Annotated in this window: 23 protein-coding genes and 1 pseudogene; 12 read left to right on the top strand and 12 right to left on the bottom strand. The window is 73.2% G+C overall.

Going from position 1 to position 21,383, the window contains the following annotated elements:
* Positions 1–10: 10 nt before the first annotated feature.
* Positions 11–1,432, bottom strand: a complete 1,422-nt coding sequence (locus MN205_RS02775) for a DNA polymerase IV (RefSeq protein WP_242124097.1) — start codon at positions 1,430–1,432, stop codon at positions 11–13.
* Between the two features lie 189 nt (positions 1,433–1,621).
* Between MN205_RS02775 and MN205_RS02770 the strand changes: the two genes are divergently transcribed.
* The 3 genes from MN205_RS02770 (at position 1,622) to MN205_RS02760 (ending at position 4,437) form a co-directional block, all read left to right on the top strand.
* A complete protein-coding gene (locus tag MN205_RS02770) occupies positions 1,622–2,545 on the top strand; it encodes a SigB/SigF/SigG family RNA polymerase sigma factor (protein ID WP_242124095.1) in 924 nt (307 codons plus the stop codon).
* A gap of 67 nt (positions 2,546–2,612) precedes the next feature.
* Complete coding sequence (locus tag MN205_RS02765) at positions 2,613–3,362, top strand: sulfite exporter TauE/SafE family protein (protein WP_242124093.1); 750 nt, start codon at positions 2,613–2,615, stop codon at positions 3,360–3,362.
* A 4-nt stretch (positions 3,363–3,366) separates the two neighbouring features.
* Complete coding sequence (locus MN205_RS02760; RefSeq protein WP_242124091.1) at positions 3,367–4,437, top strand: winged helix DNA-binding domain-containing protein; 1,071 nt, start codon at positions 3,367–3,369, stop codon at positions 4,435–4,437.
* Positions 4,438–4,485: 48 nt separating this feature from the next.
* Here MN205_RS02760 and MN205_RS02755 read toward each other — a convergent pair whose 3' ends face one another.
* A complete protein-coding gene (locus MN205_RS02755; RefSeq protein ID WP_242124090.1) occupies positions 4,486–5,757 on the bottom strand; it encodes a hypothetical protein in 1,272 nt (423 codons plus the stop codon).
* A complete protein-coding gene (locus MN205_RS02750; RefSeq protein WP_242124088.1) occupies positions 5,754–6,374 on the bottom strand; it encodes a pyridoxamine 5'-phosphate oxidase family protein in 621 nt (206 codons plus the stop codon). Before MN205_RS02750 ends, MN205_RS02755 begins: the two co-directional genes overlap by 4 nt.
* A gap of 134 nt (positions 6,375–6,508) precedes the next feature.
* Between MN205_RS02750 and MN205_RS02745 the strand changes: the two genes are divergently transcribed.
* The 3 genes from MN205_RS02745 to MN205_RS02735 all read left to right on the top strand — a co-directional run bounded on the left by MN205_RS02745 (position 6,509) and on the right by MN205_RS02735 (position 10,202).
* Entirely contained in the window at positions 6,509–7,726 is a 1,218-nt protein-coding gene (locus tag MN205_RS02745; RefSeq protein WP_242124086.1) for an NAD(P)/FAD-dependent oxidoreductase, read from the top strand.
* Positions 7,727–9,064: 1,338 nt separating this feature from the next.
* Positions 9,065–9,607, top strand: a complete 543-nt coding sequence (locus MN205_RS02740) for a hypothetical protein (protein ID WP_242124084.1) — start codon at positions 9,065–9,067, stop codon at positions 9,605–9,607.
* Between the two features lie 181 nt (positions 9,608–9,788).
* Positions 9,789–10,202 (top strand): ester cyclase, encoded by a 414-nt coding sequence (locus tag MN205_RS02735; RefSeq protein WP_242124082.1) that lies wholly within the window; start codon positions 9,789–9,791, stop codon positions 10,200–10,202.
* A gap of 156 nt (positions 10,203–10,358) precedes the next feature.
* Here the strand turns inward: MN205_RS02735 and MN205_RS02730 are convergent, their stop codons facing one another.
* The gene (locus tag MN205_RS02730; protein ID WP_242124080.1) at positions 10,359–10,529 is read right to left on the bottom strand and encodes a hypothetical protein; all 171 of its coding nucleotides are present in this window, start codon (positions 10,527–10,529) and stop codon (positions 10,359–10,361) included.
* A gap of 250 nt (positions 10,530–10,779) precedes the next feature.
* Between MN205_RS02730 and MN205_RS02725 the strand changes: the two genes are divergently transcribed.
* The 4 genes from MN205_RS02725 to MN205_RS02710 all read left to right on the top strand — a co-directional run bounded on the left by MN205_RS02725 (position 10,780) and on the right by MN205_RS02710 (position 13,263).
* The gene (locus MN205_RS02725) at positions 10,780–11,031 is read left to right on the top strand and encodes a type II toxin-antitoxin system Phd/YefM family antitoxin (RefSeq protein ID WP_242124078.1); all 252 of its coding nucleotides are present in this window, start codon (positions 10,780–10,782) and stop codon (positions 11,029–11,031) included.
* On the top strand, positions 11,028–11,399 hold the full coding sequence (locus MN205_RS02720; RefSeq protein WP_242124076.1) for a type II toxin-antitoxin system VapC family toxin: 372 nt from the start codon (positions 11,028–11,030) through the stop codon (positions 11,397–11,399). The genes MN205_RS02725 and MN205_RS02720 overlap by 4 nt, the downstream gene beginning before the upstream one ends.
* 388 nt (positions 11,400–11,787) lie before the next feature.
* The gene (locus MN205_RS02715; RefSeq protein ID WP_242124074.1) at positions 11,788–12,576 is read left to right on the top strand and encodes a cell envelope integrity protein TolA; all 789 of its coding nucleotides are present in this window, start codon (positions 11,788–11,790) and stop codon (positions 12,574–12,576) included.
* Positions 12,577–12,837: 261 nt separating this feature from the next.
* Positions 12,838–13,263 (top strand): hypothetical protein, encoded by a 426-nt coding sequence (locus tag MN205_RS02710; RefSeq protein WP_242124072.1) that lies wholly within the window; start codon positions 12,838–12,840, stop codon positions 13,261–13,263.
* A 358-nt stretch (positions 13,264–13,621) separates the two neighbouring features.
* Here the strand turns inward: MN205_RS02710 and MN205_RS02705 are convergent.
* The 7 genes and pseudogenes from MN205_RS02705 to MN205_RS02675 all read right to left on the bottom strand — a co-directional run.
* A pseudogene (locus MN205_RS02705) lies at positions 13,622–14,008 on the bottom strand (DUF664 domain-containing protein); the annotation flags it as partial.
* Between the two features lie 101 nt (positions 14,009–14,109).
* Positions 14,110–14,625 (bottom strand): cold shock domain-containing protein, encoded by a 516-nt coding sequence (locus MN205_RS02700; protein WP_242124068.1) that lies wholly within the window; start codon positions 14,623–14,625, stop codon positions 14,110–14,112.
* 122 nt (positions 14,626–14,747) lie between these two features.
* The gene (locus tag MN205_RS02695) at positions 14,748–15,188 is read right to left on the bottom strand and encodes a hypothetical protein (RefSeq protein ID WP_242124066.1); all 441 of its coding nucleotides are present in this window, start codon (positions 15,186–15,188) and stop codon (positions 14,748–14,750) included.
* Between the two features lie 80 nt (positions 15,189–15,268).
* Positions 15,269–15,709: a DUF6157 family protein gene (locus tag MN205_RS02690; RefSeq protein WP_242124064.1), complete on the bottom strand. Its 441-nt coding sequence runs from the start codon at positions 15,707–15,709 to the stop codon at positions 15,269–15,271.
* A 444-nt stretch (positions 15,710–16,153) separates the two neighbouring features.
* Positions 16,154–17,137, bottom strand: a complete 984-nt coding sequence (locus MN205_RS02685) for a hypothetical protein (protein ID WP_242124062.1) — start codon at positions 17,135–17,137, stop codon at positions 16,154–16,156.
* Between the two features lie 171 nt (positions 17,138–17,308).
* Entirely contained in the window at positions 17,309–17,875 is a 567-nt protein-coding gene (locus MN205_RS02680; RefSeq protein WP_242124060.1) for a hypothetical protein, read from the bottom strand.
* Positions 17,876–18,259: 384 nt separating this feature from the next.
* Positions 18,260–18,529, bottom strand: coding sequence for a hypothetical protein (locus tag MN205_RS02675; protein WP_242124058.1), 270 nt, complete (start codon positions 18,527–18,529; stop codon positions 18,260–18,262).
* A 335-nt stretch (positions 18,530–18,864) separates the two neighbouring features.
* On the opposite strand from MN205_RS02675, the gene MN205_RS02670 reads away from it, so the two are divergent.
* Together MN205_RS02670 and MN205_RS02665 are read left to right on the top strand one after the other, a co-directional pair.
* On the top strand, positions 18,865–19,416 hold the full coding sequence (locus MN205_RS02670) for an HXXEE domain-containing protein (protein ID WP_242124056.1): 552 nt from the start codon (positions 18,865–18,867) through the stop codon (positions 19,414–19,416).
* A gap of 255 nt (positions 19,417–19,671) precedes the next feature.
* A complete protein-coding gene (locus tag MN205_RS02665; RefSeq protein ID WP_242124055.1) occupies positions 19,672–20,316 on the top strand; it encodes a hypothetical protein in 645 nt (214 codons plus the stop codon).
* 174 nt (positions 20,317–20,490) lie between these two features.
* Here the strand turns inward: MN205_RS02665 and MN205_RS02660 are convergent, their stop codons facing one another.
* Positions 20,491–21,312, bottom strand: a complete 822-nt coding sequence (locus MN205_RS02660) for a sugar phosphate isomerase/epimerase (protein ID WP_242123770.1) — start codon at positions 21,310–21,312, stop codon at positions 20,491–20,493.
* Between the last annotated feature and the right edge of the window lie 71 nt (positions 21,313–21,383).

Here is a 21,383-nt window from a genome sequence, read left to right as displayed (position 1 = left end):
GGCGCAGCCGTCACGACGCGGCCCGGGCGCGCGCGTCCGCCCACCGCTGCGGGTCGAACACCGGCGGCGGGGCGGGCTGCAGGTCCGGGTCGTCCTCGCGCAGGGTGCGCACCCGCCCCGGCGGGGTGTGCGGGCCCTCGAAGCGCACCGTCACCCGCCCCACCCCCGAGCCCTGCACCCAGCCGGGACCGTGCTCGGCGTGGTGGACGTCCTGGCCCGGCAGCCACCCGGGCCGCGCGGGCGCGCCGTACGGGTGGGCGGACCCGCCCGGCAGCAGACCGTCCCCGGCCGGCTCCTCCCGCTCGGGCTCGTCGACCGGGCCGAGCAGGTCCGCCAGCAGGTCGGTCTGCGCGAACTCCGACAGCCCCGAGACGCCCACGCCCAGCAGCCGCACGCCGTCGGCGACGTCGACGCCGTCGAGCAGCTCGACGGCGTGCGCGGCGATCTCCCGCGCCGAGCTCGTCGCGTGCGGCAGGGTGCGCGAGCGGTTCAGGGTCGAGAAGTCGTAGCGGCGCACCTTCAGCGTCACGGTGCGGCCCGACACCCCCGCCGCCACCAGCCGGCCGGCGACGCGTTCCGCCGCCCGCCGGGTGCGCTCGGCCAGGTCGCGCCGGTCGGTGAGGTCGGTGCTGAACGTCTGCTCCGCCGACACCGACTTCGCCTCCCGCTCCGGCACCACCGGGCGCGGGTCCACGCCGCGCGCGAACGCCAGCAGGCCGGTGCCGTGGGCGCGTCCGAGCATCCGCACCAGCTCGCCCTCGTCGGCGGCGGCGAGGTCGCCGATCGTGCGCAGGCCGCTGCGCACCAGCCGGTCGCCGGTGACGGCGCCGACACCGGGGACGCGGCGCACGCTCATGGAGGCCAGCAGGTCGTGCTGCTCGGCCGGCGGCACCACGACCAGGCCGTCCGGTTTGCGCAGGTCCGAGGCGATCTTCGCGACCAGCTTGCTGGGGCCGGCACCCACCGACACCGTCAGGCCCGTCGCCGCCAGCACCCGCTCCCGGAACCCCTGCGCGATCGCCGTCACCGCCGCCGCGTCCAGGCCCTCGCGGGCGGCGGAGAGGTCCACGTACGCCTCGTCCAGCGAGACCGGCTCCACCAGCGGCGACAGCTCCCGCGCCAGCGCCATCACCTGCTCGGAGACGACGCGGTAGGCGCTGAAGCGGCCCGCCAGGTAGGCGGCGTTCGGGCACAGCCGCCGCGCCCACGCCGTCGGCACCGCCGAGCCGACCCCGAACACGCGCGCCTCGTAGCTGGCGGTGGCCACCACCCCGCGACCGCCCGTGCCGCCCACCACCACCGGCCGCCCGCGCAGCGACGGCTTGTCGCGCTGCTCCACCGCGGCGAAGAAGGCGTCCAGGTCCAGGTGCAGCACGGCCGGGCGGGTCGGGTCCGGGCGCGAGCGCACCGCGGACGCACCGGGGGGCAGCACGCGACGAGTCTGCACCCCGGCACCGACAGCGCGGCGGGACGGCGCACGGGCGCGCACGGCGGGCTCACCCGCGCGCCCGCCGCTGCCCGCTTCCGGTTGCCGACCGGCCCGCGCACTGCTGGCATGCACACCGCCCCTCCGTCCCGGAGGGGCGGTGCGCAGCCAGAGGGAACGAGGACGGCCACGAGCATGACGAACGACCCGCACGGCGTCGCCGAGGAGGTCACCGCACCGGCCACGGGTGCCGTGGCTCCGGTCGTGGACCTGCCCGCGGGGGCCGGCGCGACGCTCCCGGAACAGGTGGCCCGGGAGCAGGTGGTCCCGGCCGCCCGCGGTGCGGCGCAGCACGAGCACGTCGCCGTGCAGCAGCGGACCGCCGAGCTGTTCACCGCGCTGGCCGGGGAGGAGAGCCCCGACGAGCGGGCCCGCCTGCACGAGCGCATCGCCACCCTGAACCTGCCGATGGCCCTGCACATCGCGCGCCGCTACCGCGGCCGCGGCGAGGAGCTGGAGGACCTGCAGCAGGTGGCCGCGGTGGGGCTGATGAAGGCCGTCCAGAGCTACGACCCCTCCCTGGGGCGCGACTTCGCCGTCTTCGCGGTGCCCACGATCTCCGGGGAGGTCAAGCGCCACTTCCGCGACAAGGGCTGGAGCATCCGCCCGCCGCGGCGGCTGCAGGAGCTCAGCCCGCGCGTCAGCGCCGCCCGGCGCGAGCTGGAGCAGGAGTCCGGGCGCGCCCCCACGATCTCGCAGGTCGCCCAGCGGCTCGGCGTCGACGTCGACGAGGTCAGCGAGTGCCTCGCCGCCACCGAGCAGTACCGCCTGCACTCCCTGGACGAGCTCGTCGCCGGCGGCGACGACTCCCGCACGAGCGTCCTGGACACCCTCGGCGACGTCGACGCCGCCCTGGAGTCCACCGTGGACCGCCTCACCCTGGCCCCGCTGCTGGCCTCCCTGCCCGAGCGCGACGCGCGCGTGCTGTCGCTGCGCTTCGAGCAGGGCTGGACGCAGAACCGGATCGCCGAGGAGATCGGGGTCAGCCAGATGCAGGTCTCCCGGCTGCTGCAGGGCATCCTGAAGCGGCTGCGCACCGCCATGGAGCCGGCCGCCTGACCCGGCACGCGCGGATGACCTAGCCTCGCGCGGTGACACCGCACCAGCGCCGGGGCGCCCCGTGGACGTGAGCACCACCGGCCTCGTCCTCCTCCTGGTCGCCGCCCTCGTCGTCGGGTTCGCCAAGACGGCCGTCGGCGGGGCCGCCACCGTCGCGGTCGCGATCTTCGCGACGGTGCTGCCGGCGAAGGAGTCCACCGGCGCGATCCTGCCGCTGCTCATCGTCGGCGACCTGTTCGCGCTCGCCGCCTACCGCCGGCACGCCGACTGGTCGCTGCTGCTGCGGCTGCTGCCCAGCGTCGTGGTCGGGGTCCTGCTCGGCGCGTGGTTCATCGACGTCGTCGGCGACACCCTGATGCGCCGGTCCATCGGTGCGGTGATCCTGTTGCTCGTCGGCCTGCACCTGCTGCGGCGGCACCGCCTGCGCCGCAGCGGTGGCGACCTCGTGCCCGCCTCCCCCGGCCGGCGCCACCTGGTGGCCGCGACCTTCGGGTCGCTGGCGGGTTTCTGCACCATGGTCGCCAACGCCGGCGGCGCCCCCATGTCGATCTACCTGTTCACGATGGGGCTGGGGGTGATGTCGTTCCTGGGCACCGGTGCCTGGTTCTTCTTCATCCTCAACGTGTTCAAGCTGCCGTTCAGCGCCGGGCTCGGGCTCATCACCGCCGAGTCCCTGCGCCTGGACCTGCTGCTGGTGCCCGCGGTCGTCGCCGGCGCCCTCCTCGGCCGGTGGGTCGTCGGGAGGCTGAACCGCGACCGGTTCGAGAACGTCGTGCTGGGCGCCTCGGCGCTGTCCGCGCTCAACCTGCTGCACTGAAGGGGTGGTCACAGTGGCGCTCACCGCGCGCGAGGTGGGGACCTGGCGGCTCGTCGCCCAGCGGGTCGTACCGCCGCTGCCGGGCTCGGCGCAGGTCGTCGAGCACCTGACGTGCCTGCAGGCGCAGGACCTGCGCGCCGCCGCCACCGCCGTCGCGCTGCGCACCGCCCCCGGCTCGCCGGGCCTGGCCGCCGCCCTGGACGACGGGCGGGTCGTGCGGTCCTGGCCTCTGCGCGGCACCCTGCACCTGCTGCCCGCCGCCGACCTGCCGTGGGTGCTGGCGCTGTGCGCGCCGCGCGTGCTGCGCTCCACCGCGACCCGCCGCGCCGCCCTCGGCATCGGCGACGACGACGTGCGCGCCGCCCGCACCGCCGCCGAGGAGCTGCTCGGCGGCGGCCGCGGCGCCTCCCGCGCGGAGCTGCTCGCCGCGTTCGAGGCCGCGGGGCAGGCCACCGCCGCCGGGCGCGGCTACCACCTGCTGCTGCACCTGTCGCTGACCGGCGTGCTGTGCCTGGGGCCGCTGCGCGGCGGCGAGCAGGAGTTCGTGCTGCTCGCCGAGCACGTGAGCGCACCGCGCGTCCTCGACGGCGACGAGGCGCTCGCCGAGCTGGCCCGCCGGTTCCTCCTCTCCCACGGCCCCGCGAGCGCGGCCGACCTCGCCCGCTGGGCGGGGCTGCCGGTGACGGCGGCACGACGCGGCGCCGCCGCCGTGCGCGGTGAACTGGCCGCCGCCGACGTCGACGGGGTGGAGCTGCTGCACGACCCCGCCCTGGGCGACCTCGTCGCCGCGCACGGCCGCGAGGCCGCCGGCGTGCACCTGCTGCCGGGTTTCGACGAGTTCCTCCTCGGCTACGCCGACCGCTCCCACGTCCTGCCGCCCGAGCACGCCGGACGGGTCGTGCCCGGCGGCAACGGCGTCTTCCGCGGCACCGTCGTGCACGGCGGCACCGTCGTCGGCACGTGGGCACGGGACCGCGACGGGGTGGCGGCCGAGCCGTTCGGCGCGTTCACCCCGGCCCAGCACCGCGGGGTGCAGCGGTGCGCCGGGTCACTGCCCGACGGCCGACTCGGCTGACGCCGCGGGCCACCCCGCGGTGGCGCCCCCCTTCCGGCGCGGCGGCCCCTACCGCTGCGCTGCCGCGACGGGGCGCACGGCCCCGCGCGGCAGGGCCCGCTCCAGGAGGAGCACCCCGCCGCCGGCGGCGGCGGCGAGGGCGGCCAGGACCAGCCAGGGCGCGGCGGTGCCGACGGCGAAGAGGCTCGTGAAGAACGCCGGCGCCGCGATCGAGGCGAGCGCGAAGGAGTACTGGAAGCTCGCCAGGTACCGGCCGCGCGCGTGCGGCGGGGCCGTGGCGGCGGCCAGCGCGGTGGAGGCGGGCGCGTGCAGCAGCTCGGCGGCGGTGAACAGCAGGGTCACCGCGGCCAGGGCGACGGCGACGCCGGCGCCGCCCGGGCCGAGCACCGCCAGCGCCAGCGCCCACGCCGTCCACAGCACCGCGGCCAGCGCCAGCACCCTCGTGCGGCGGTACCGGGGCAGGCGGGCACCCACGGGCGCGGACAGCACCGCCACCAGCAGGGCGTTGCCGGCCAGCACCGCCCCGGTCAGCCACGGCGCGGCGCGCAGGTCCTCGCGCACCACGATCGGCAGCGCCAGGGCGAGCAGCACGCTGACCAGGGCGAACACCGTGTTCAGCCCCACCAGCACCAGGAACGGCCGGTCGCGCAGCACCACCCCGTAACCACCGCCCGCCCCCTCGGCGCCGCCCGCCGGTGCGGCGCCGGCCGGGCGGGGGGCGCGCACGAAGACGGCGATGAGCACCGCCGCCGCGGCGAAGCAGCCCGCGGCCGCGTGGGCGACCGCGACGTAGGTGCCCGCCCGGCCGTCGGCGACCACGGCACCGGTGACGAGCCCACCGCCGGCCAGCCCGGCGGTGCGGGCGCCGTTGGCGACCGAGAACCACGTGTCGGCCGTCCACCGGCCGCCCCCGTCGGCGTGGTCGGCGAGCGCGGTGAACACCGCCGACCAGAAGAACCGCACCCCCACCGCCACGAGCGCGGCCGCGCAGAAGACCCCCACCGGGCCGCCCACGTGCGCGTGGGCGAGGAACCCGGCGGCCTGCAGCAGCTGCGCGCCGACGACCACCGGCAGGGCGCCGACGCGGTCGGCGAGCACCCCCGCCCACAGCGGCACCGGCAGCGCCACCGCGTTCGCGACCGTCAGCAGCACGCCCAGCAGCGACAGCGGCACGTCGGTCAGCTCGAGGAAGAACACCAGCGACAGCGGCAGGAACAACCCGTTGCCCAGCGAGTCCACGGCGAGCGCCGCGACCAGGACGGCACCGCCCCTGCTGCCGCCGGGCGCCGCGTCGGGTGCGCGGGGCGCCGGCACGCTCACCGGGCGCGGTAGAGACCGGCGGCGTAGTCCGGGCCGTAGTAGCGCTCCAGGTCCTCCAGCGCCTCGTCCGGCCGCTCCAGCGTCCGGGCGTGCACGGCCCGGGACGGCACCGCGTCCGGCGTCCAGGCCTCCTCCTCCCACAACCGCGAGCGCAGGAACGCCTTCGAGCAGTGGTGGAAGACCTGCTCGACCTCCACCACGAGCGCCAGGACCGGCCGGTGGCCGCGCACCACCATCCGGTCGAAGAACGGCGCGTCGCGCACGAGGTGGGCGCGGCCGTTGATGCGCAGCGTGTCCCCGCGGCCGGGCACGAGGTGCACCAGGCCGACGTGCGGGTTGGCGAGGACGTTGCGCAAGCCGTCGACGCGGCGGTTGCCGGGCCGCTCCGGGATCGCGATCGTCGTGTCGTCGAGGACGAGCGTGAACCCGGGCGGGTCGCCCTTCGGGGAGACGTCGCAGCTGCCGTCGGCGCCGGAGGTGGCGATCAGGCAGAACGGGGAGGCGGCCAGCCACTGCCGGTCCAGCTCGTGCAGGCGGGTGCGCTCCTTGGCGAGCGCCTGCGGCAGCGGCTCCCCGACGAGTTCACGCAGCTCGGCCTCCGAGGTGATGCGACGCACACCCGGAGTCTGCCGACCGGCGGGCACCGGCGCGACGGGTTCGCCGCGCACCCGCCGGGGCCACGGCCGCAGGACCCCCGCAGCCGCGCTGCCACCGACTGGCGTGCGCGGGGTCCGGCGGTGAGGGTTGCCTGGTGCCCACCCCCCTCCGCGCTCCCCGTCCCGGCACGTCGGTCACCCACGCCGAGGTCCTCGTCGTCGGTGCCGGCAACGCAGGGACCTCCCTGGCCGCCAAGCTCCTGCGGGACGGCGCTCCCGACGTCGCGATCATCGAGCCGTCCCCTGTGCACCGCTACCGCCCACTGCTGAACTACGTCGGCGCCGGCCGAGCCACACCCGCCGAGGTGGAACGGCCCACGAGCTCGGTGATCCCTGCGGGGTGCCGCTGGGTGCAGGACGCCGTCGAGTCGGTCGACGCCGAGGCCCGCACCGTGCGCACCCGGCGGGGAGCGAGCATCGGCTACACCACGCTGGTGCTGTGCCCCGGCATGCGCGAGGACTGGGCGGCGACCCCGGGGTTGCAGGACGCCTACAGCGCCGGCTGGGCGGGTTCGACGTACGTCCCGGGCTCGGCGCCGCTGGTGTGGCCCGCCCTGAAGGGGGTCCGTGAGGGTTCGGTGGTCTTCACCGTCCCCCCTGAGCCGGCGCCGTGCGGTCCCACAGCGCTGAAGCCGGCCCTGATGGCGTGCGACCACTGGCGCCGCAGCGGGGTGCTGAGCGACCTCGACGTCACCGTGGTGCTCCCCGAGGCCCAGCCGCTGGGCGTGGCAGGTGCCGACGAGCACCTGGAGGCCGTCTTCGCCTCCTACGGCGTCACGGTGGTGCGCGAGTCCCGGTTGGGAAGCGTGGACCCGGTGCTGCGCTCCGTGGACATCGCCACCCCCACCGGTACCCGGCGACTGGACCAGGTCGCCTACGCGCACGCCGTGCCCCACTACCGCGCCCCGGAGTGGATCACCCGCAGCGGGCTGGGCGGTGCACCGCCCGCTGGGCTCGTCGACATCGACCCGGCCACGCTGCGGTCCAGGCGCCACGACGACGTCTGGGCGATCGGTGATGCCGCCGCGATCGCCACCCGCTCCTCCGGCGGGGCGCTGCGCAAGCAGGTCGAGGTCTTGGCCCACAACATCGCCGCCGCCTCCTCCGGCAGGAGGATGCGCTCCTACGACGGGTACACCGTGATGCCGGTGACCACCTCCCGGAACCAGCTGATGCTGGTGCAGGCCGACCGGAACGGCCCCCGCCCGCTGCCCCTGCTGGATCCCTTCGCGCCTCGCCGATCGACGTGGTGGTTCGACCGCCACGTCCTCCCGCGCATCTACTTCCGTCGTCTGCTGCGCGGCAAGGTCTGAGGACCGGACTCGCACGCGCCGCTCGACGGGTCGCGGACACCGCGGCACGACCCGGCAGTCGGGCACCGTCACGTCCCTGACGGCAGCACGGGCCCCTCAGCGCGGACAGGACCCGGATGGAGGCTGGCGATGGGCGAGGTGGGCCGAGGACGGCAGCGAGAGCACGGCACGGAGGACGGCGGAGAGGCAGCCGGAGCCCGGGTGGGTGGCGACGGTGGTGGGGACGACGACAGGGCTACCGCACCACCCGCTGGTGCCCTTCGACGGTGAGGTGCTGGGCGGCCGTGCGAGCCAGGGTGCCTGGCGCAGTCGGTCCTCGCTCGTCGGCACGAGCGGACGACAGCAGCCGTCCGTGATCGCGCGCCGAGGGCGTCGTGACCGCGAAGTGGTTGAGGCGCTTTGCAGCGCCTCGCACGCTGCTAGTGCACTCACTACCCGGGGAGCGCAGTCGAAGCCCGGGCGGTGTGGAGGAACACCTGACGGCAGAAAGCTCCACCCCCCGCGCTGGCGGGAGCAGGAAGCCACGCAGTGGAGCGGTCGTCCGTCCGATCCGTTGCGCAGCGGCGGCTTCAGTGTCCCTTCTGCGCTCGAAGGGCCGTCTCGCCAGCCACTCGGTTCATGTGCTTGGCATGAGCACGAGCCGCAGCTGCTTCTTGAGCCCTCACCTGTCGCTGTTCCCGGTCCGTCAGAGGCCGCACCGGCTTCATGGGCGGGGATACCCTCGGAGGAGCGACCGGACGCTCGAAGTCGGGCCGGGTGCGCTCAAGACGTACGTGGACGACAGCTCCGCCTACGAGGATGCCAACGAGGAGCACGGTGCAGCCGACCGTGAAGCCGTATCCGCCAGAGATGGCAGCAGTGATGGCGAACAGCAGCAGGCCCGCAGCCAGCACGACAGTGAGCACGACTACCGCCACGAGTGGAAGGACTCGGTGGACCAGGTAGGAGGCGAGCGAGGTGCGCCGCCAGTGGGACCGCCTAGCGCGGTAGTCAGCTCTTTCGTGACGGAGCGCGGCCACGTCGGCCGCCCATGCGGCTAGATCATCTTCGTACTGCTCGAGCCGACGCCGCTCCGAGTAGGACTCGTACTGCCGCGTGGTGGCCTCCGAGACGGACGTTGGTGACTCATAGTCACCCAATGACCTGCTTGCCGTCTGGGAGGTGCTGGCCCAGCCGTGCGCGGTGAGCGGAGAAGGTCGGAAGAGGCCCAACGAGCATGTAGGTGTTCAGCGTGCATTCGACCATCGACACGTCGCGATTGCGGACGTCCTGGTCAGCGCCGTGAGCGGATGCGTCGAGCACTTCCACAGGACCCGCTGGGTCGGCATGATCGATGAGGTGACCTTGCCACCTCGCTCCGAGCGGCTGTCCGCTCAGCTCCTGGCCAGCTTCGACGTCGACTGCGGTGAACTCGTCCCCGGCCAGCGCGTCATCGCCCGTGGCCTGACCGACGAGGGCACCTGGCCCGACGCGCTGGGCAACGAGCCACCGGCCGAAGCAGGAGGCACGTGGCAGATGGTCAGCCTGGAGTACGAGCTGGTGCCCGGCTTCACCGACGAGCAGATCGACGCCGCCCCCTGGGAGAACGTGCCGATCGTCGATGCCGTCTACCGCACCGACGCGCCCCTGGCCTGGAGCACCGGCGGTGAGCACGGCGGCATGGCCAGCTTCGAGACACCGCCCGGGCAGGTCAAGGCCATCGGGCAGTGCGGGCCGTACCCGCTGCCGCCGGAGGCCGAGCAGGTGTCCTTCGAGCTGTTCGCGGTGCTGGATGCGCAGGGCAGCCGAGTGTGGGCCTCGTCGCGGCCGGTGGGGGCCGTGGTCGTGGACGTGGCCTCCGGTACCGCGCACTGGCGACCGGCGGCATCGAAGACCGAGTAGGCAGGCTGGGCCTCCACTCGAGCGCCATCGCACCGGGAGCCGCTGTGGACGCTGCGCGTAGATCGACAGATCCGGACGGTCGACGACGTCCACGACAGCGTCGTGACCACGCGATCGACACCTCCGTGATCACAGGCCGCGGGCGTGGTGCACCAGCACTGCGCAGTGTGAGCATGGCCTCATGGGACTCGAACGCGCTGATGTCGTCGCCCTGTACGAGCGCTACCTCACCTGCTGCAACGAGCACCGCTTCGACCAGTTGGGCGAGTTCGTCTCCGAGCAGGTGAGCGGGTCCGGGCCCGTCGATGGCCTGGCCGCCTACATCGACGGGGTCGAAGCGGTGTGCGTCGCCTTCCCCGACTACCGCTGGGAGGTGCAGCACCTGGTCGTCGAGCAGGACACGATCGCCGCACGGTTGATCGGTCGGGGTACGCACACCGGAGCCTTCAGCGGCATCGCTCCCACCGGCCGCAGGATCAGCACCCAGGAGTTGGTCATGTACCGAGTCGCCGACGGCAGGATCGTCCAGTGCTGGGGAGACCTCTTTCCCGTGGTCCGCGACGCCTTGACGGCCTCCGCCCACGTCACGGCCTGAGGCGGAGGGGTCTGCGCCTGGTCCTCGAAGTGCTCGGGGAGGAGTGCATCGATCCTGCACGCCGTGGGCAGTCGCTGGTCATCCCCAGTGGTCACGCCGAACGCCACGACATCGACAAGAGCGCGCGTCCAACGGCGAGGCCGTGAAGTCGAGCCCTCAGCGGCTCAGCCCCAGGCGCTGCCACCACAGGTACAGCTCCCGGGTGTCGCAGAAGGCGGCAGCGCCGGCCAGCAGCACGAACGCTGCCGCCGACCACACGGGAAAGCCGACGAGGGCGGTGAAGGCCAGGTGCAGGGCCGCCAGCGCCACGAGGCAGTCCAGAGCCACCGGGGCCGGGTGCTCGGGGGCGGTGCCGCGCCGGGAGCGCAGCAGGTGCCGCCGTCGCAGCGGCCGGGTGTCGTCACGGTCGGCCGTGGGGCCAGGGTGGCAGTCGCGGCGGGGACCTGCCCGGGCGCGCAGGCGTCGACTGCACTGGCGCAGTTCACGTGATCGGCGCCGTGTGCGTGAAGTCGTGGCAGCCGACGAGGACGGTGGCTTCTGCATGAACTCGGTCCGACTTAGTCCACACCGTGGAGCTGTGACGCAGACGGTGAACGTGCACGAGGTGAAGACGCACCTGTCGCGACTGCTCGAAGCGGTCGAGCGGGGCGAGGACGTGGTGATCGCCCGCTCGGGCAAGCCCGTCGCCCGCCTGGTGCCGGCCCGCTCCCGCGGAGCGCGCCGTCCCGGGTCCTGGAAGGGGCAGGTGGCCGTCGCCGCCGACTTCGACCAGATCCCCGACGAGCTGGTGGCGGCCTTCCACGACGACGTCGAGCCGCACGTCCGGTGAGCCTCCTGCTCGACACCCACGTGCTGCTGTGGTGGCTGACCGACGACGAGCGCCTGCCGGAGCGCATGCGCGACGCCGTGGCCGACGACGAGAACGAGGTGCTCGTCTCGGCGGCCTCGGCGTGGGAGATGTCGATCGAGGCGGCGCCGGGCGAGCTGACCGTGCCGGACGGCCTGCGTGCGGAGTTGCAGCAGCAGGGGTTCACCGAGCTGCCGGTCACCGTGGAAGACGGTCTGGTCGCCGGCGCCCTGCCGCGTCACCACGACGACCCCTTCGACCGGATGCTCATCGCGCAGGCGGTTCGGCGGGGGCTGCAGCTGCTCACCGTCGATCGACGGTTCAGCGACTACGACGTCCGGCTCCTGTAGCCGGTCGCGAAGCACGCACCCGCCGAGAGGGGGTGCCTGCGCCGCGCACTGTCGCCACGGCCGTCGCGGGCAGCGCGGCGGTGACGGCGGGCAGCGTGGCGACCGGTCGAGGACCCGTGCGAGGGGTGGACGGGGTCGCGATCGGGTGCGCTACGGCCTCCGCGCTCTCGGGGTGCTGGTGCGGTCCGGCGGCTTCGACCGCACGAACCCGCGGACCACGAGTGTGGCGGTGCGGTGCGGCACCGGGGACGCACACCAGTGCGCCGTGACCGCGAGATCGTCAGCGGCCCTGATCGAGGTGGCCCCGCGATGGGCGCCCGCTGCTCCGAGCGGGGCGAGCCTGAGGGTTCGTCGTCTTCGGTCAGCGGTCGTCGAGCAGACTCGAGGTGTGCGTCGCGTCCCGCTCCTGAGCGCCCTGCTGGTGGCCATCACCGCCTGCAGCTCCCCGACCGACCCGGTGAGGACCTCCACCGCTGACCAGGGTGAGCCTGAGACCCCGGCGGTGAGCTCGGACTCCTTCTGGGCCGACGATCCCGGGTCGGGGTGCGAACCGCCGCAGGACGCGGCGGAGGGCGGCATCGGGTTGTGCGCGGAGCAGACCGCTCCGGACCCGCAGGCTGAGCAGGAGCGGCTGGCGGCCCTGGCGCAGGAGGCGCAGGGGTGGTCGCAGGAGGACGCCCGGCGGGCCGATGAGGAACGGCTGCGGCAGGTGATGGCCGAGCACGAGGCCGAGCACCCCGAGCTGACTGCTGAGGACGAGGCGCTGGCGGCGACCGGGGACTTGCCTGCGGATCGGGGGTCGCTGCTGATCCGCACCGACTTCACCCGTCAGCCGCAGTGGGGGGCGTTGGTCAGCGCTCTGCAGACGCCGGGCCCGGACGGGTTCACGCCCTCCCTGAGCACCGTCGAGCACCAGCGGTGGGCGGGTGCGTCCGTCGCCGACCTGGCGGCGGCTGCTCCGCCGTACGTGCTGCTCGTGCTCGCTGATGCGACGGCGCTGTCCTCGCCGGAGATGCCGCTGCTGGTTCTGCAGGTGCGCGGTGGTGACGCCCAGCAGTTGCGCGTGGCGCCGCAGGCTCTGGCGTCGGTGGAGAACAACCTGTCGATCGCCAACATGGACTGGGAGGACTTCGAGGGCTCCACCGGTCCTGACGGGGTCTTCCGCGGCTTCGCCTGAACGCTGATCGCCGGCAGTGGGCGGGGTGGTGTCGCAGCCAGGCACTGCGAGATCCGCTCCGTCGCACAGGGGCACCGCGAACAACGCGCCATGACCGTGGAGGTGCAGCGAGGGTCTGCGTCTCGGCGATCTCTGCGCACGACGGTGCCCAGGGTCGGGACTCGGTCGCAGATGCCGCCCGCCCAGTCCTCCTCCACCGAAGCGTCTGAGGTGAGCACTAGCGTTTGAACCCGACCTGCTCGCGACCGGAGGCCGCAGACGATGACCCCGCTGATCGAGGCGTTGAACGTCCGCGCCATCGACGCCTACGAGCGCGAGGACACCACGGTCCTTCCTGGGCTGCGGTCCCTGGGAGCGGTTCTGGCCCTGCACGGCATCGCCGAGAACGGCGGACTGGTCGGCGGAGGCATCGAGAACATCTTCTTCAGCGAGAGGATGCAGTCGGTCGATGACGCCATCGCGGGGTACCGCTGGCTCGGTCTGGTCGACGTCGCTGCGCTCGTCGCCCGCGCCCGTGACGAGTACCTGCGGTTCCGACCCACCGGCCGGGAGGAGCTCTCCGACGAGGACGCCGTGTTGTGGGACCAGCTCGACTCGGCGTTCTTCGAGATCGCCACCCTTGACCGGCTGGAGGCGGCGGTGGCCGCCCGCCTGCACGAGATCGCCCCGGAGACCATGCCGTCCTGACCGCCGCAGGAGACCGCGTCGAACCACACGTGGAGCGTCGAGGCGGTGTTCGTGATGTCGCACACATCGACACGAGCGGGCACCGACGGCTGCTCGTGATCGCGCACCTGACGCGTCGTGACCGCGCGTGTTGAGAAGAAGGGGTCGAACGTCCCAGGCCGATCGGCGGGGGCCTTGCGGGTCGAGGCGGACCCTGTGGTTGGGCTACTGGCAGGGTGGTGGTCATGGGAGTGCCGCGAGGAGTCCAGAAGCACTTCAGGGTGGATCCAGTGCCTGTGCTGGAGGGCTTTGCTAAGAGCTCACGCGGGGTCAGGCTTCCGGTGTGTCGGCGCTGTGGTGCGCTGGTGGCCTACGAAGCCCAGCGCTCCCACTCCGAGTGGCACCAGGCGGTGCCCAGGTCCTCGATGCCGTGCTCGTCGATCACCGCGTCCGACGCCGCCCGGGCTCGCCCGTAGAAGGCGACGATGCCGGCGGTCCACTCGTGCGGCCCAGCGTTCATGTCGGCGACGACGTCGGTCTCCAGCGGCTCGGTCGACCGGCCGTACGTCTTGGGGAGCCACTCGTGCTCCACGCCGGCGAGGTGCTTGACCAGGCCGAGCAGGTTGGTCCCTGACGGCGTCATGGGGCGGCGGAGTTGTTCGTCGTTGAGGCCTTCCAGCTTCCACAGGACGGCGTCGCGGTGACGGTCCAGGCTGATGTGCAAGCTGGTCTTCTCGTCCCCGGCCAGAGGTAGCCGTTTCGACATGCTGGTCACCCTGTCACTGCGGGTGCGTCAGAAGCGCGCAGATCGCGTCACGAGCGTGACATCGATGCGGCCGCGGCCGATCCCTTCCTGCGGGAGTCGGCTCAGCGGGGCAGTTGTCGGCGGATCCGCTGCAGTTCACCGATGGCTGCGTCCACCAGGTGCTCGTTCAGCGTGCCGCGACTGTGGATGCGGACCTCGTTGCGTCCCGGCGTCGCCTCGAAGACGGTGACGGTCACCGTGCCCAGGACCGGTGCCGGCGGTGGCGGCCAGTGCGTCGTCCCGGCCGGTGGCGCTCCTGCAGCCTCGGCGGCTGCGGGGTCGTCGTAGGTGAGGATGAGGCTGCTGGTGAAGGCTCCGCTGCGGTCGTTGAACACCGTGGTGCCGGGCCGCTGAGCCGGTTGCTCGTCCCAGGGCCAGGCGCGCAGGGCGCGGTACTGGTACCCGTCCTGCTCGCCCTGCTCGTAGGTGAAGGCGACGTCCTGGCCGGGGCGAAGCCCGTCCTGGGTGGTCGTGGCGGCGGAGGAGTGCACCCAGCAACCGCCCGGCGTGTGGGAGCTGTCGATCACGCCCCACCCTTCCTCGTCGTGCCAGTCCCGGACGACCCCCCTCACGTTCACGATCACATCATGGTGCTCAGGCCGGGGTGGCGGCTGATCGCTGCTCCTGACCCGCCCGCCCTTCGACCTCACGAGCCCGTAGCCGTGACCGCGCACGGCTGCGACGGCGCGAGCGGCGCACCTCAGTGCAGCAGCAGGACGTTGCGCTGCGCGGCGAGCTCCTCGTCGCTGGGTTCGTGGCCGGCGGGGATGCGCAGCGCGATCTGCGCCGGGGTGATGCCCGCGGCGAACGCGCCGCGGAAGAGGGCACCCACCTGCTCGGGGCCCTCCACCAGCTCCCCGTGCACCGTGCTGCGCTGTCCGGCGCTGAGCAGCTCGGCGCTCGCGCCACCGCGGAAGTTGACCCGCCACGGCGCACTGGTGAAGACCAGGCGCTGCCCGGCGACCTCGTGCACCCCCACGGGCACGTCGAAGCGGCGGCCGCTGCGCCGGCCGGTGACCGTGAGCACCGCCACCGGCAGGTGCCGGCCCAGCGGGCCGGGAGCCAGCCGACGCACCACGGGGTTGGCGATGCGGTCGACGAGCCACTGAGGTGGTCGTCGGTCCTGCAGGGTGGGGCTCACGGGTGCTCCTGATCGGCGTCGGTGGTGGTGGCGGCGGTGGTGAATTGGCTGGTGGATCGGGTGCTGGTGTCGCGGTGAGCTCAACCGGCGCGGCGTGAGCGCATCGCCTTCAGCTGGGTCAAGGAGGGGTCGGTGCTCAGGCGGGCGTACCCGGGCGAGTCCACCGCGTGGGCGGTGATGCGGCCGGCCTCGTCGTGGTGCAGGCCCCAGCCGTAGGTCTTGGGCAGCGGGGAGGCCCGCAGGCACGCGCGGGGAGAGGCGAAGTACTCGGCCATCAACTGCTGCAGCTCCTCCGCCGGTAGCTGCTCCAGGCCCGCGGGTCGGCCGCCGACGGCTTCGCGGGCGCGCACCTCGGGTGAGGAGGCCAGCAGCACGTCCTCCTGCGTGTAGTGCCCGGGACGTGCGGTGAGCATCGCGTGCTGCACACCGGCCACCGTGGGCTTGGCCCGTGCCGGCGGTGCTTCGCCGGTGGACGCCCGGCAGTCCTCGGCCACGGAGATGAAGGTGTCGCGGTAGCCCATGCCTCTTCCTACCGCGCTGCGCCGACACCGCGACAGGTCGGACATCGCCAGACGTGTGAAGTCAGCGTCAAGACCACGAGGCAGGCGCAGCGCCGTGACCGCCAGGTCGGAGGGCCGCAGGTTCGTGCCGCACTCGACGAGCAGCCGAGGGTGCGGGCGCGCTCGTCGCACGAGCGCAGCAGATCACCTCGCCAGGACGTGGATCCGTCCGAGCGGCCGCGCCACGCGCCCCGGGGGCCTCTCCTGCCCTGGTGCCGGCGATCCACGTCCCCGCCGTGAGGGCACCTCGCAGCCGTCGCCCACCGCGCGCCGCTCGTGATCAGACGGTTGTTCACCTCCGGGTGCGCGAGCCGATCGCGGACAGCGCCCAGTCGGGCCTGGGCGTCCTCGCTGGCGCGGCGGAGCGCTCCAGCGCTCCAGTGGGGAGTGGGAACGGGTGCGCGGTCAGCTCGACGGCCAGGTGGCGCTGACCCTCAACAGTCTCTCCGCTAGGGACCCCGTGGGGACGGTGAGGTGCAGGTGAGCATCGCCCGCCTGCAACGTGACGTCGGTGGCTCGTCGGTACCGGGGGTTCGGGCGCGCACGCACCCGGTCGAGGGTGCGCAGGGGAAGGAGCAGCCGGGAACTGGAGTGGACGGGTCGTTGGCCGCGGACCAACCGTTCCCGGCGTCCGAACACCTCCAGGTGCGTGCCGTCGCGGGCGAGGAGTGCCGCCTGCAGCGTCACCGGTGACCGCGGGTGGGGCAGGTGGTGCAGTGCCCCTACCAGGCCGGTGAGGCGCGGGCGCAGGACCTGCCGTCCGTGCCAGGCCAGGGCGATCAGGTCAGGGCGCTGGCGAGCCACCTGGAGGTAGTCCGCGACGACGGCGACGTCTGCGACGTCGTCAGGGCTCAGGGCGGCGATCGTCAGTTCCTCAGCGCCCGCACCGGGCGCGGTGCGTTGCGCCGAGGCGATCGGGCGGGGAGCCCCTGCGTGATGACCGTGAGGGCCGGTGCGCAGCTCGTCGATGAGGCGCTGCACGCGTTCTCGAGCTGAACCGTTGTAGCTCAACGACAAGACACCTCCATCCCGGGTGTGGACGTGGAGGTGGCCATCGAGCAGGTCCACCTCGTCGCGGACGGCGACGATGTCGTGGAGCGCTACTTGCCGAGTCCGGTACCCACCGGGCCTGCCCGTGGGTGTCTCGTGTGCGCTCTGGTGGCGACTCAGCACGGTCAACAGCTCAGCCTGCACCACCAGCAGGTGCTCGTAGAGGTCCGTCTCGGCGGTGGCCTCGCGTCGGGTGATGTTGCGGGGCACCTTCAGCACCAGCCGGGTGTCGTCGAGGTTCAGCGGGTGGTCGCGGTAGAGGCGCGGAACGTCTTGCGGGGTGTGGACCTCGTCGACCCACGGTCCGAAGGCGTCGTGCTCGCGGTTGTCGCTGACCACGGCCCACGGTCTCACGAGGAGCCTCGGGAGACTCCTGCGGCACTCGGTGGGTGGCGGGTGAGCACCTCCCACGGCTTCGCCGGCACCCACCGCCTCTTCGCCACGGCACCACACCGCTCTCAGTGGGCTACCACCCGCCTCGCGCGTCACCAACCTCAGTGGTCAGTACACCTAGTCCTCGGGTAGCTCGTAGCGAGCTCGACGCCGCTGGCCCCACGCGAAAGCCGTCTCACACACCCAGTCCTCCAGGCGGTCACCCAGGTGGGCGGCGATCTCGGTCTCGGATGCGGGCGGGTGCCCGTCCTCAGGGCCGAGAATCCACCAGGGCGACAGCAGCACCTCCTCGTGCCGCTCGTCGGGGACGTCGATGCGCACCCACACGTCCCCTTCACGCCCGTCGACGCCCCAGTGCACGCTCAGGGCTTCGAGCTCTGTCGACCCCAGCACGCTGGTGGCCACCGGTTCGACGACCCGCCGGCGCAGCTCGGCCAGGCGTTCGTCGTCGGCATCGGTGACGGGGCCTGGACGGGGTTCGCGCCGGCTGGCCAAGGGGGTGGTGTTGACCTGCGCGCGCCACCACGGGCGTAGTGTCCCGTGGCTCCGGAGGCGGTAGCGGCGGCGTTCACCCACCCGTCCAGGATGCCCGACCGCGAGTTCGGCCATCGGCATGGTCTCGCCCGCGACGCGCCGTAGTGGTTCGTTCTGCGCGTCGGAGCGAAGGAGGTCGAGGACGGCCATCACGTGTCTTCTCGGGGCCCTACCCGGGGCGTCTCGTGCCGTTCCGGCCGTAGGCCTCGAAGCCGCGCCGGCCGGAACGCCGTAGAGCTCGGGCACTGCGCTGGCAGTCCTCTTCGGTGATGGCTTCCAGCCACTCCGGCCACGTGATGCCCTCGTGCTGGAAGGCGCCGTCGATGTCCACCCACTTGACGGCTCTTCGGGTCTGCGGGTGGGAAGGCGTGCCTGACTGCCGGCGGGTCGCCTTCGACTTCGCGGTCGTGTCGAGAAGCGGGCGGTCTAGACGCACCCTCGTGTCACACCACACAGGCGTTCACGCCGACCGCCACAGCCGTTGAGCCCACCAGCAGGGCCCCTCACGCACCAGCACGCCGCACGAGCGGCGAGTCAGCGCCGGTCGAGCGTGGCCTCGGTCCGCGCACCGTCGTCGGTGCGCGTGGACGTCCAGGTGCAGATCCACTCCACACCGTCAGACGCGCCCGTCACCTCGAAGGCGTCACCCGCCTCCACCGATACCTCGCGCACCTGTACGTCGTCTCCAGCACTGGACAGCTCGTACTGCCGCACCGCCATGTCCTGACAGGTGTCGAGGGCGACATCGCGCGGGTCAGGCACGTCGGAGCCGCTGCACGCTGCAAGGCCGACCACCAGGACCACACCAGCAAGGGCTCCGCAACGCCTCACAGCTCCCACCCCCATCGGTTCCGCCGTCCCAGCAGGCTGCCCTCGCGCTGCAGCGGATTGACCGACTCATGCCGCGCCACTTCGCCCGTCATGCTCACAAGCTTCCATGATCCGTCCTGCTCGTCACCTTGCGTGGCATCCGCTCATCCCGCCCTCCGGGCGCGATCATGGCCGATCCACTTCACGCTTCTGTCGAAGTGCGGGCGGCTGCGAGTGGGCTCGTGCGCACGCAACGAGGTGACCAACGGCATGCTGACCCGGTGCGCCCCTCCCCATGCGCGAACCGACGCCGGCCGCTGGCAGCGGTGGTGACGCCCAGCAGCCGTGAGCGTGCGCTGGCCGCGGAACTCTTCCTCACCTGGCTCGTCCACGACCTCGAAGAAGCCCTGACCATGGCCGCGACCTCACGACGCCTCGCCACCCGCCTGCGCGGCTCGCCGTCACCGACCGCCCGCCGCGCCGCCGAGCGGGTGGAGGTGAGCACCGTCGAAGCCGCCACGGCCATCGCCCTGATGGGAGTGCTGGTGGCCTTCGCCACCGAGCGAGGCCGCCGCTCGGCAGGAGGCGATCCCCTCTACCAGTACGTGCTGGCCGGCCTGCAGGGCCATGTCCTCACCCACCTCGCCGCCAGCTGCTGGCTGGGGGGCTACTCCACGGGAGTCCTCACCGCCGTGACCGTCCTGCTTCCCCACACGCGTCGCGCACGTCAATCGCTACGGTCCACCGGAACGCTGATCGAAGGGCCCGTGCCCTACGTGCGAGGAGCCCTCCTCCTGCTGCCGGCGACCTTCGCCTGCCAAGGCCTCGCCCGCGCGCTCCAGCGACGCAGCAGGCGCAGGGTCGACTCCGCGACCGATTGAGGGTGCAGCTCGATCTCGTCGCCGCTAAGGCCATTCCCCCTCCTTTACGGAGGAGGGCGTTGGAGATCGCTTCGCCGACACGCACGGTCATCCCGCTGACTTCGCGCGTCTGTCGAAGTTCGGACTCACGGCCAACTCCGCCACCAGCGCGAAACGGTGGGCCGGCCCCCGTCGCCCCCCACCCGCAGCGAAGCCCCCAGCGGCGATCACGCGCATCACCCCGCACCCGCCCCCGCGATGCGCCACGCTCGAGCAGTGGACACCCCGCGTACCCCCACCCGTGCACGGCGACCGCAGCGCCTCCTCGCGCCGGTGATCACCGCCTGCGCCACCGCGGTGCTGCTCACCGCCTGCGGCACCCAGGACGCCGGGTCATCCCCCACCCCCAGCACCCCTGAGTCCCCCAGCACCGCCACCACCACGACCCCTGCAGCGCTGGACGGCCCCGCCACCGCGGACGGCTACGTCCAGCCGCCCTTCGTCGAACTGCCGCTCGACACCCCGGACCGCCCCGGTGACGACCAGGTCGACTGGCGCCGGCAGGTGCGCGAGTCCATCCAGCGCCACCCCGGCACCTTCGTGGTGCCCTCTCAGCTGCCCGCCGACATCTCCATGGCCTTCACCAGCACCTGGTGGGAGCACCCGGTGCTCGATGTGATGTCGAACGGTTCCGGCGTCATCGTGTGCGCCGACCAGTTGCCCGCGTGCCAGGCCGCCCTCGGCGATGCGCCGGTGGTGCTGGTGCGCAGCGGAGAGGTGGACTCCACCCCTTTCCAGGTCCTGCGCAAGCCACCGGCCGAGCCGGGCACCACCGGTGAGTTGACCGCCGAGCAGCAGCAGTACTGGGCCACGGTGCCCTTCACCACCGCGGTGCCGGACTGGGCCACCGAGACGACCTGAACCAGACGCACGCGCAGCATCTCCAACCACCGAAGCGGGCACTGAAGCCGCCTTCGCCAGACGCACGGTCATCCCGCTGTCGTGGACGTCGACGACGTCGCGGTCACGGCTCCCCCGATCCGCGCGGTCGTCGCCGAGCGGCCACGTCCGAAACGCGGCCGTTCAGTCGAGCGCTCAGCTGAGGAGGTCCTCCACGATCGCGCGCTGGACGGCCAGCCCCGCCCACTCGTCGTCGCCGACCGCGTCGTAGACCAGGGCCAGCGGACCGCTGTACCCGGCGTCGAGGATCGAGGACAGGCTCTCGCGGTAGTCCACCTCGTCGACGTCGCCCCCGTCCCAGTGCGCCTTGGCGTGGCAGGTCTCCGCGTAGGGGGCGACCTCGGCCAGGTCGGCGTACTTGCCCGGACCGCTCCAGTTCCCCAGGTCCACCAGCAGTCCCACCGCCCCCTCGAGGGGGTCGAGGACAGCCCGCACGTCCGCGGCGTCGCGCGTCACGTCACCCCAGTTCTCGGTGACGACGCGCAGGTCCCCGGCACGGGCGGCGATGCGCCCCAGCGCCGCGGAGCTGTCGGCTTGCGCGGTGCCGGTGCGGGTCTGGCCGGCCACCACTCGGATCCGGGTGGCTCCCAGAGCGGTGGCGTCGGCGAGGTAGGAGGAGATCCACGCCTCCTCGCGCGCGGCCTCGCTCGGGTGGGTCAGGTCACCGTCGTCCACCAGCAACGCGTCCAGCACGACACCGGCCTCGGCCAGCGCCGCGCGCAGTTCGGCGAGGTAGCCGGCGTCGCGGTGCGGGAGGTGGAAGTGGCACACCTGCACCGTGCGGTAGCCGTGGTCGCGCAGCGCCGCGGGCAGCTCGAGCAGCGGCAGCCCGGCGGGTTCGGTGGTGGTTCCGGCCCGGAAGCGGCCCAGGGTGCGGTCCAGGGACCAGGCGTGGACCGCCGCGGCCCGCAGCAGGTCGTGGCCGGGGCCGGGATTGGTGTCATCGCTGACCGTCATGTCCCCAGCATCCCGCACGCGCACCTCCCCGCCCTCGGCCGGACCTCACGCCCCCGGGCATCGCGGTCATG

It is taken from the genome of Kineococcus sp. TRM81007, from assembly GCF_022669155.1.
In the GTDB taxonomy this organism is placed as follows: domain Bacteria; phylum Actinomycetota; class Actinomycetes; order Actinomycetales; family Kineococcaceae; genus Kineococcus.
This window is presented reverse-complemented; position numbering and strand designations above follow the sequence as displayed.

Coding starts and splice junctions, on each gene's coding strand:
- MN205_RS02770 (WP_242124095.1), top strand. CDS start 1,622: ATGACGAACGACCCGCACGGCGTCGCCGAGGAGGTCACCGCACCGGCC.
- MN205_RS02735 (WP_242124082.1), top strand. CDS start 9,789: ATGGGACTCGAACGCGCTGATGTCGTCGCCCTGTACGAGCGCTACCTC.
- MN205_RS02710 (WP_242124072.1), top strand. CDS start 12,838: ATGACCCCGCTGATCGAGGCGTTGAACGTCCGCGCCATCGACGCCTAC.
- MN205_RS02690 (WP_242124064.1), bottom strand. CDS start 15,709: ATGGGCTACCGCGACACCTTCATCTCCGTGGCCGAGGACTGCCGGGCG.
- MN205_RS02680 (WP_242124060.1), bottom strand. CDS start 17,875: ATGGCCGTCCTCGACCTCCTTCGCTCCGACGCGCAGAACGAACCACTA.
- MN205_RS02660 (WP_242123770.1), bottom strand. CDS start 21,312: ATGACGGTCAGCGATGACACCAATCCCGGCCCCGGCCACGACCTGCTG.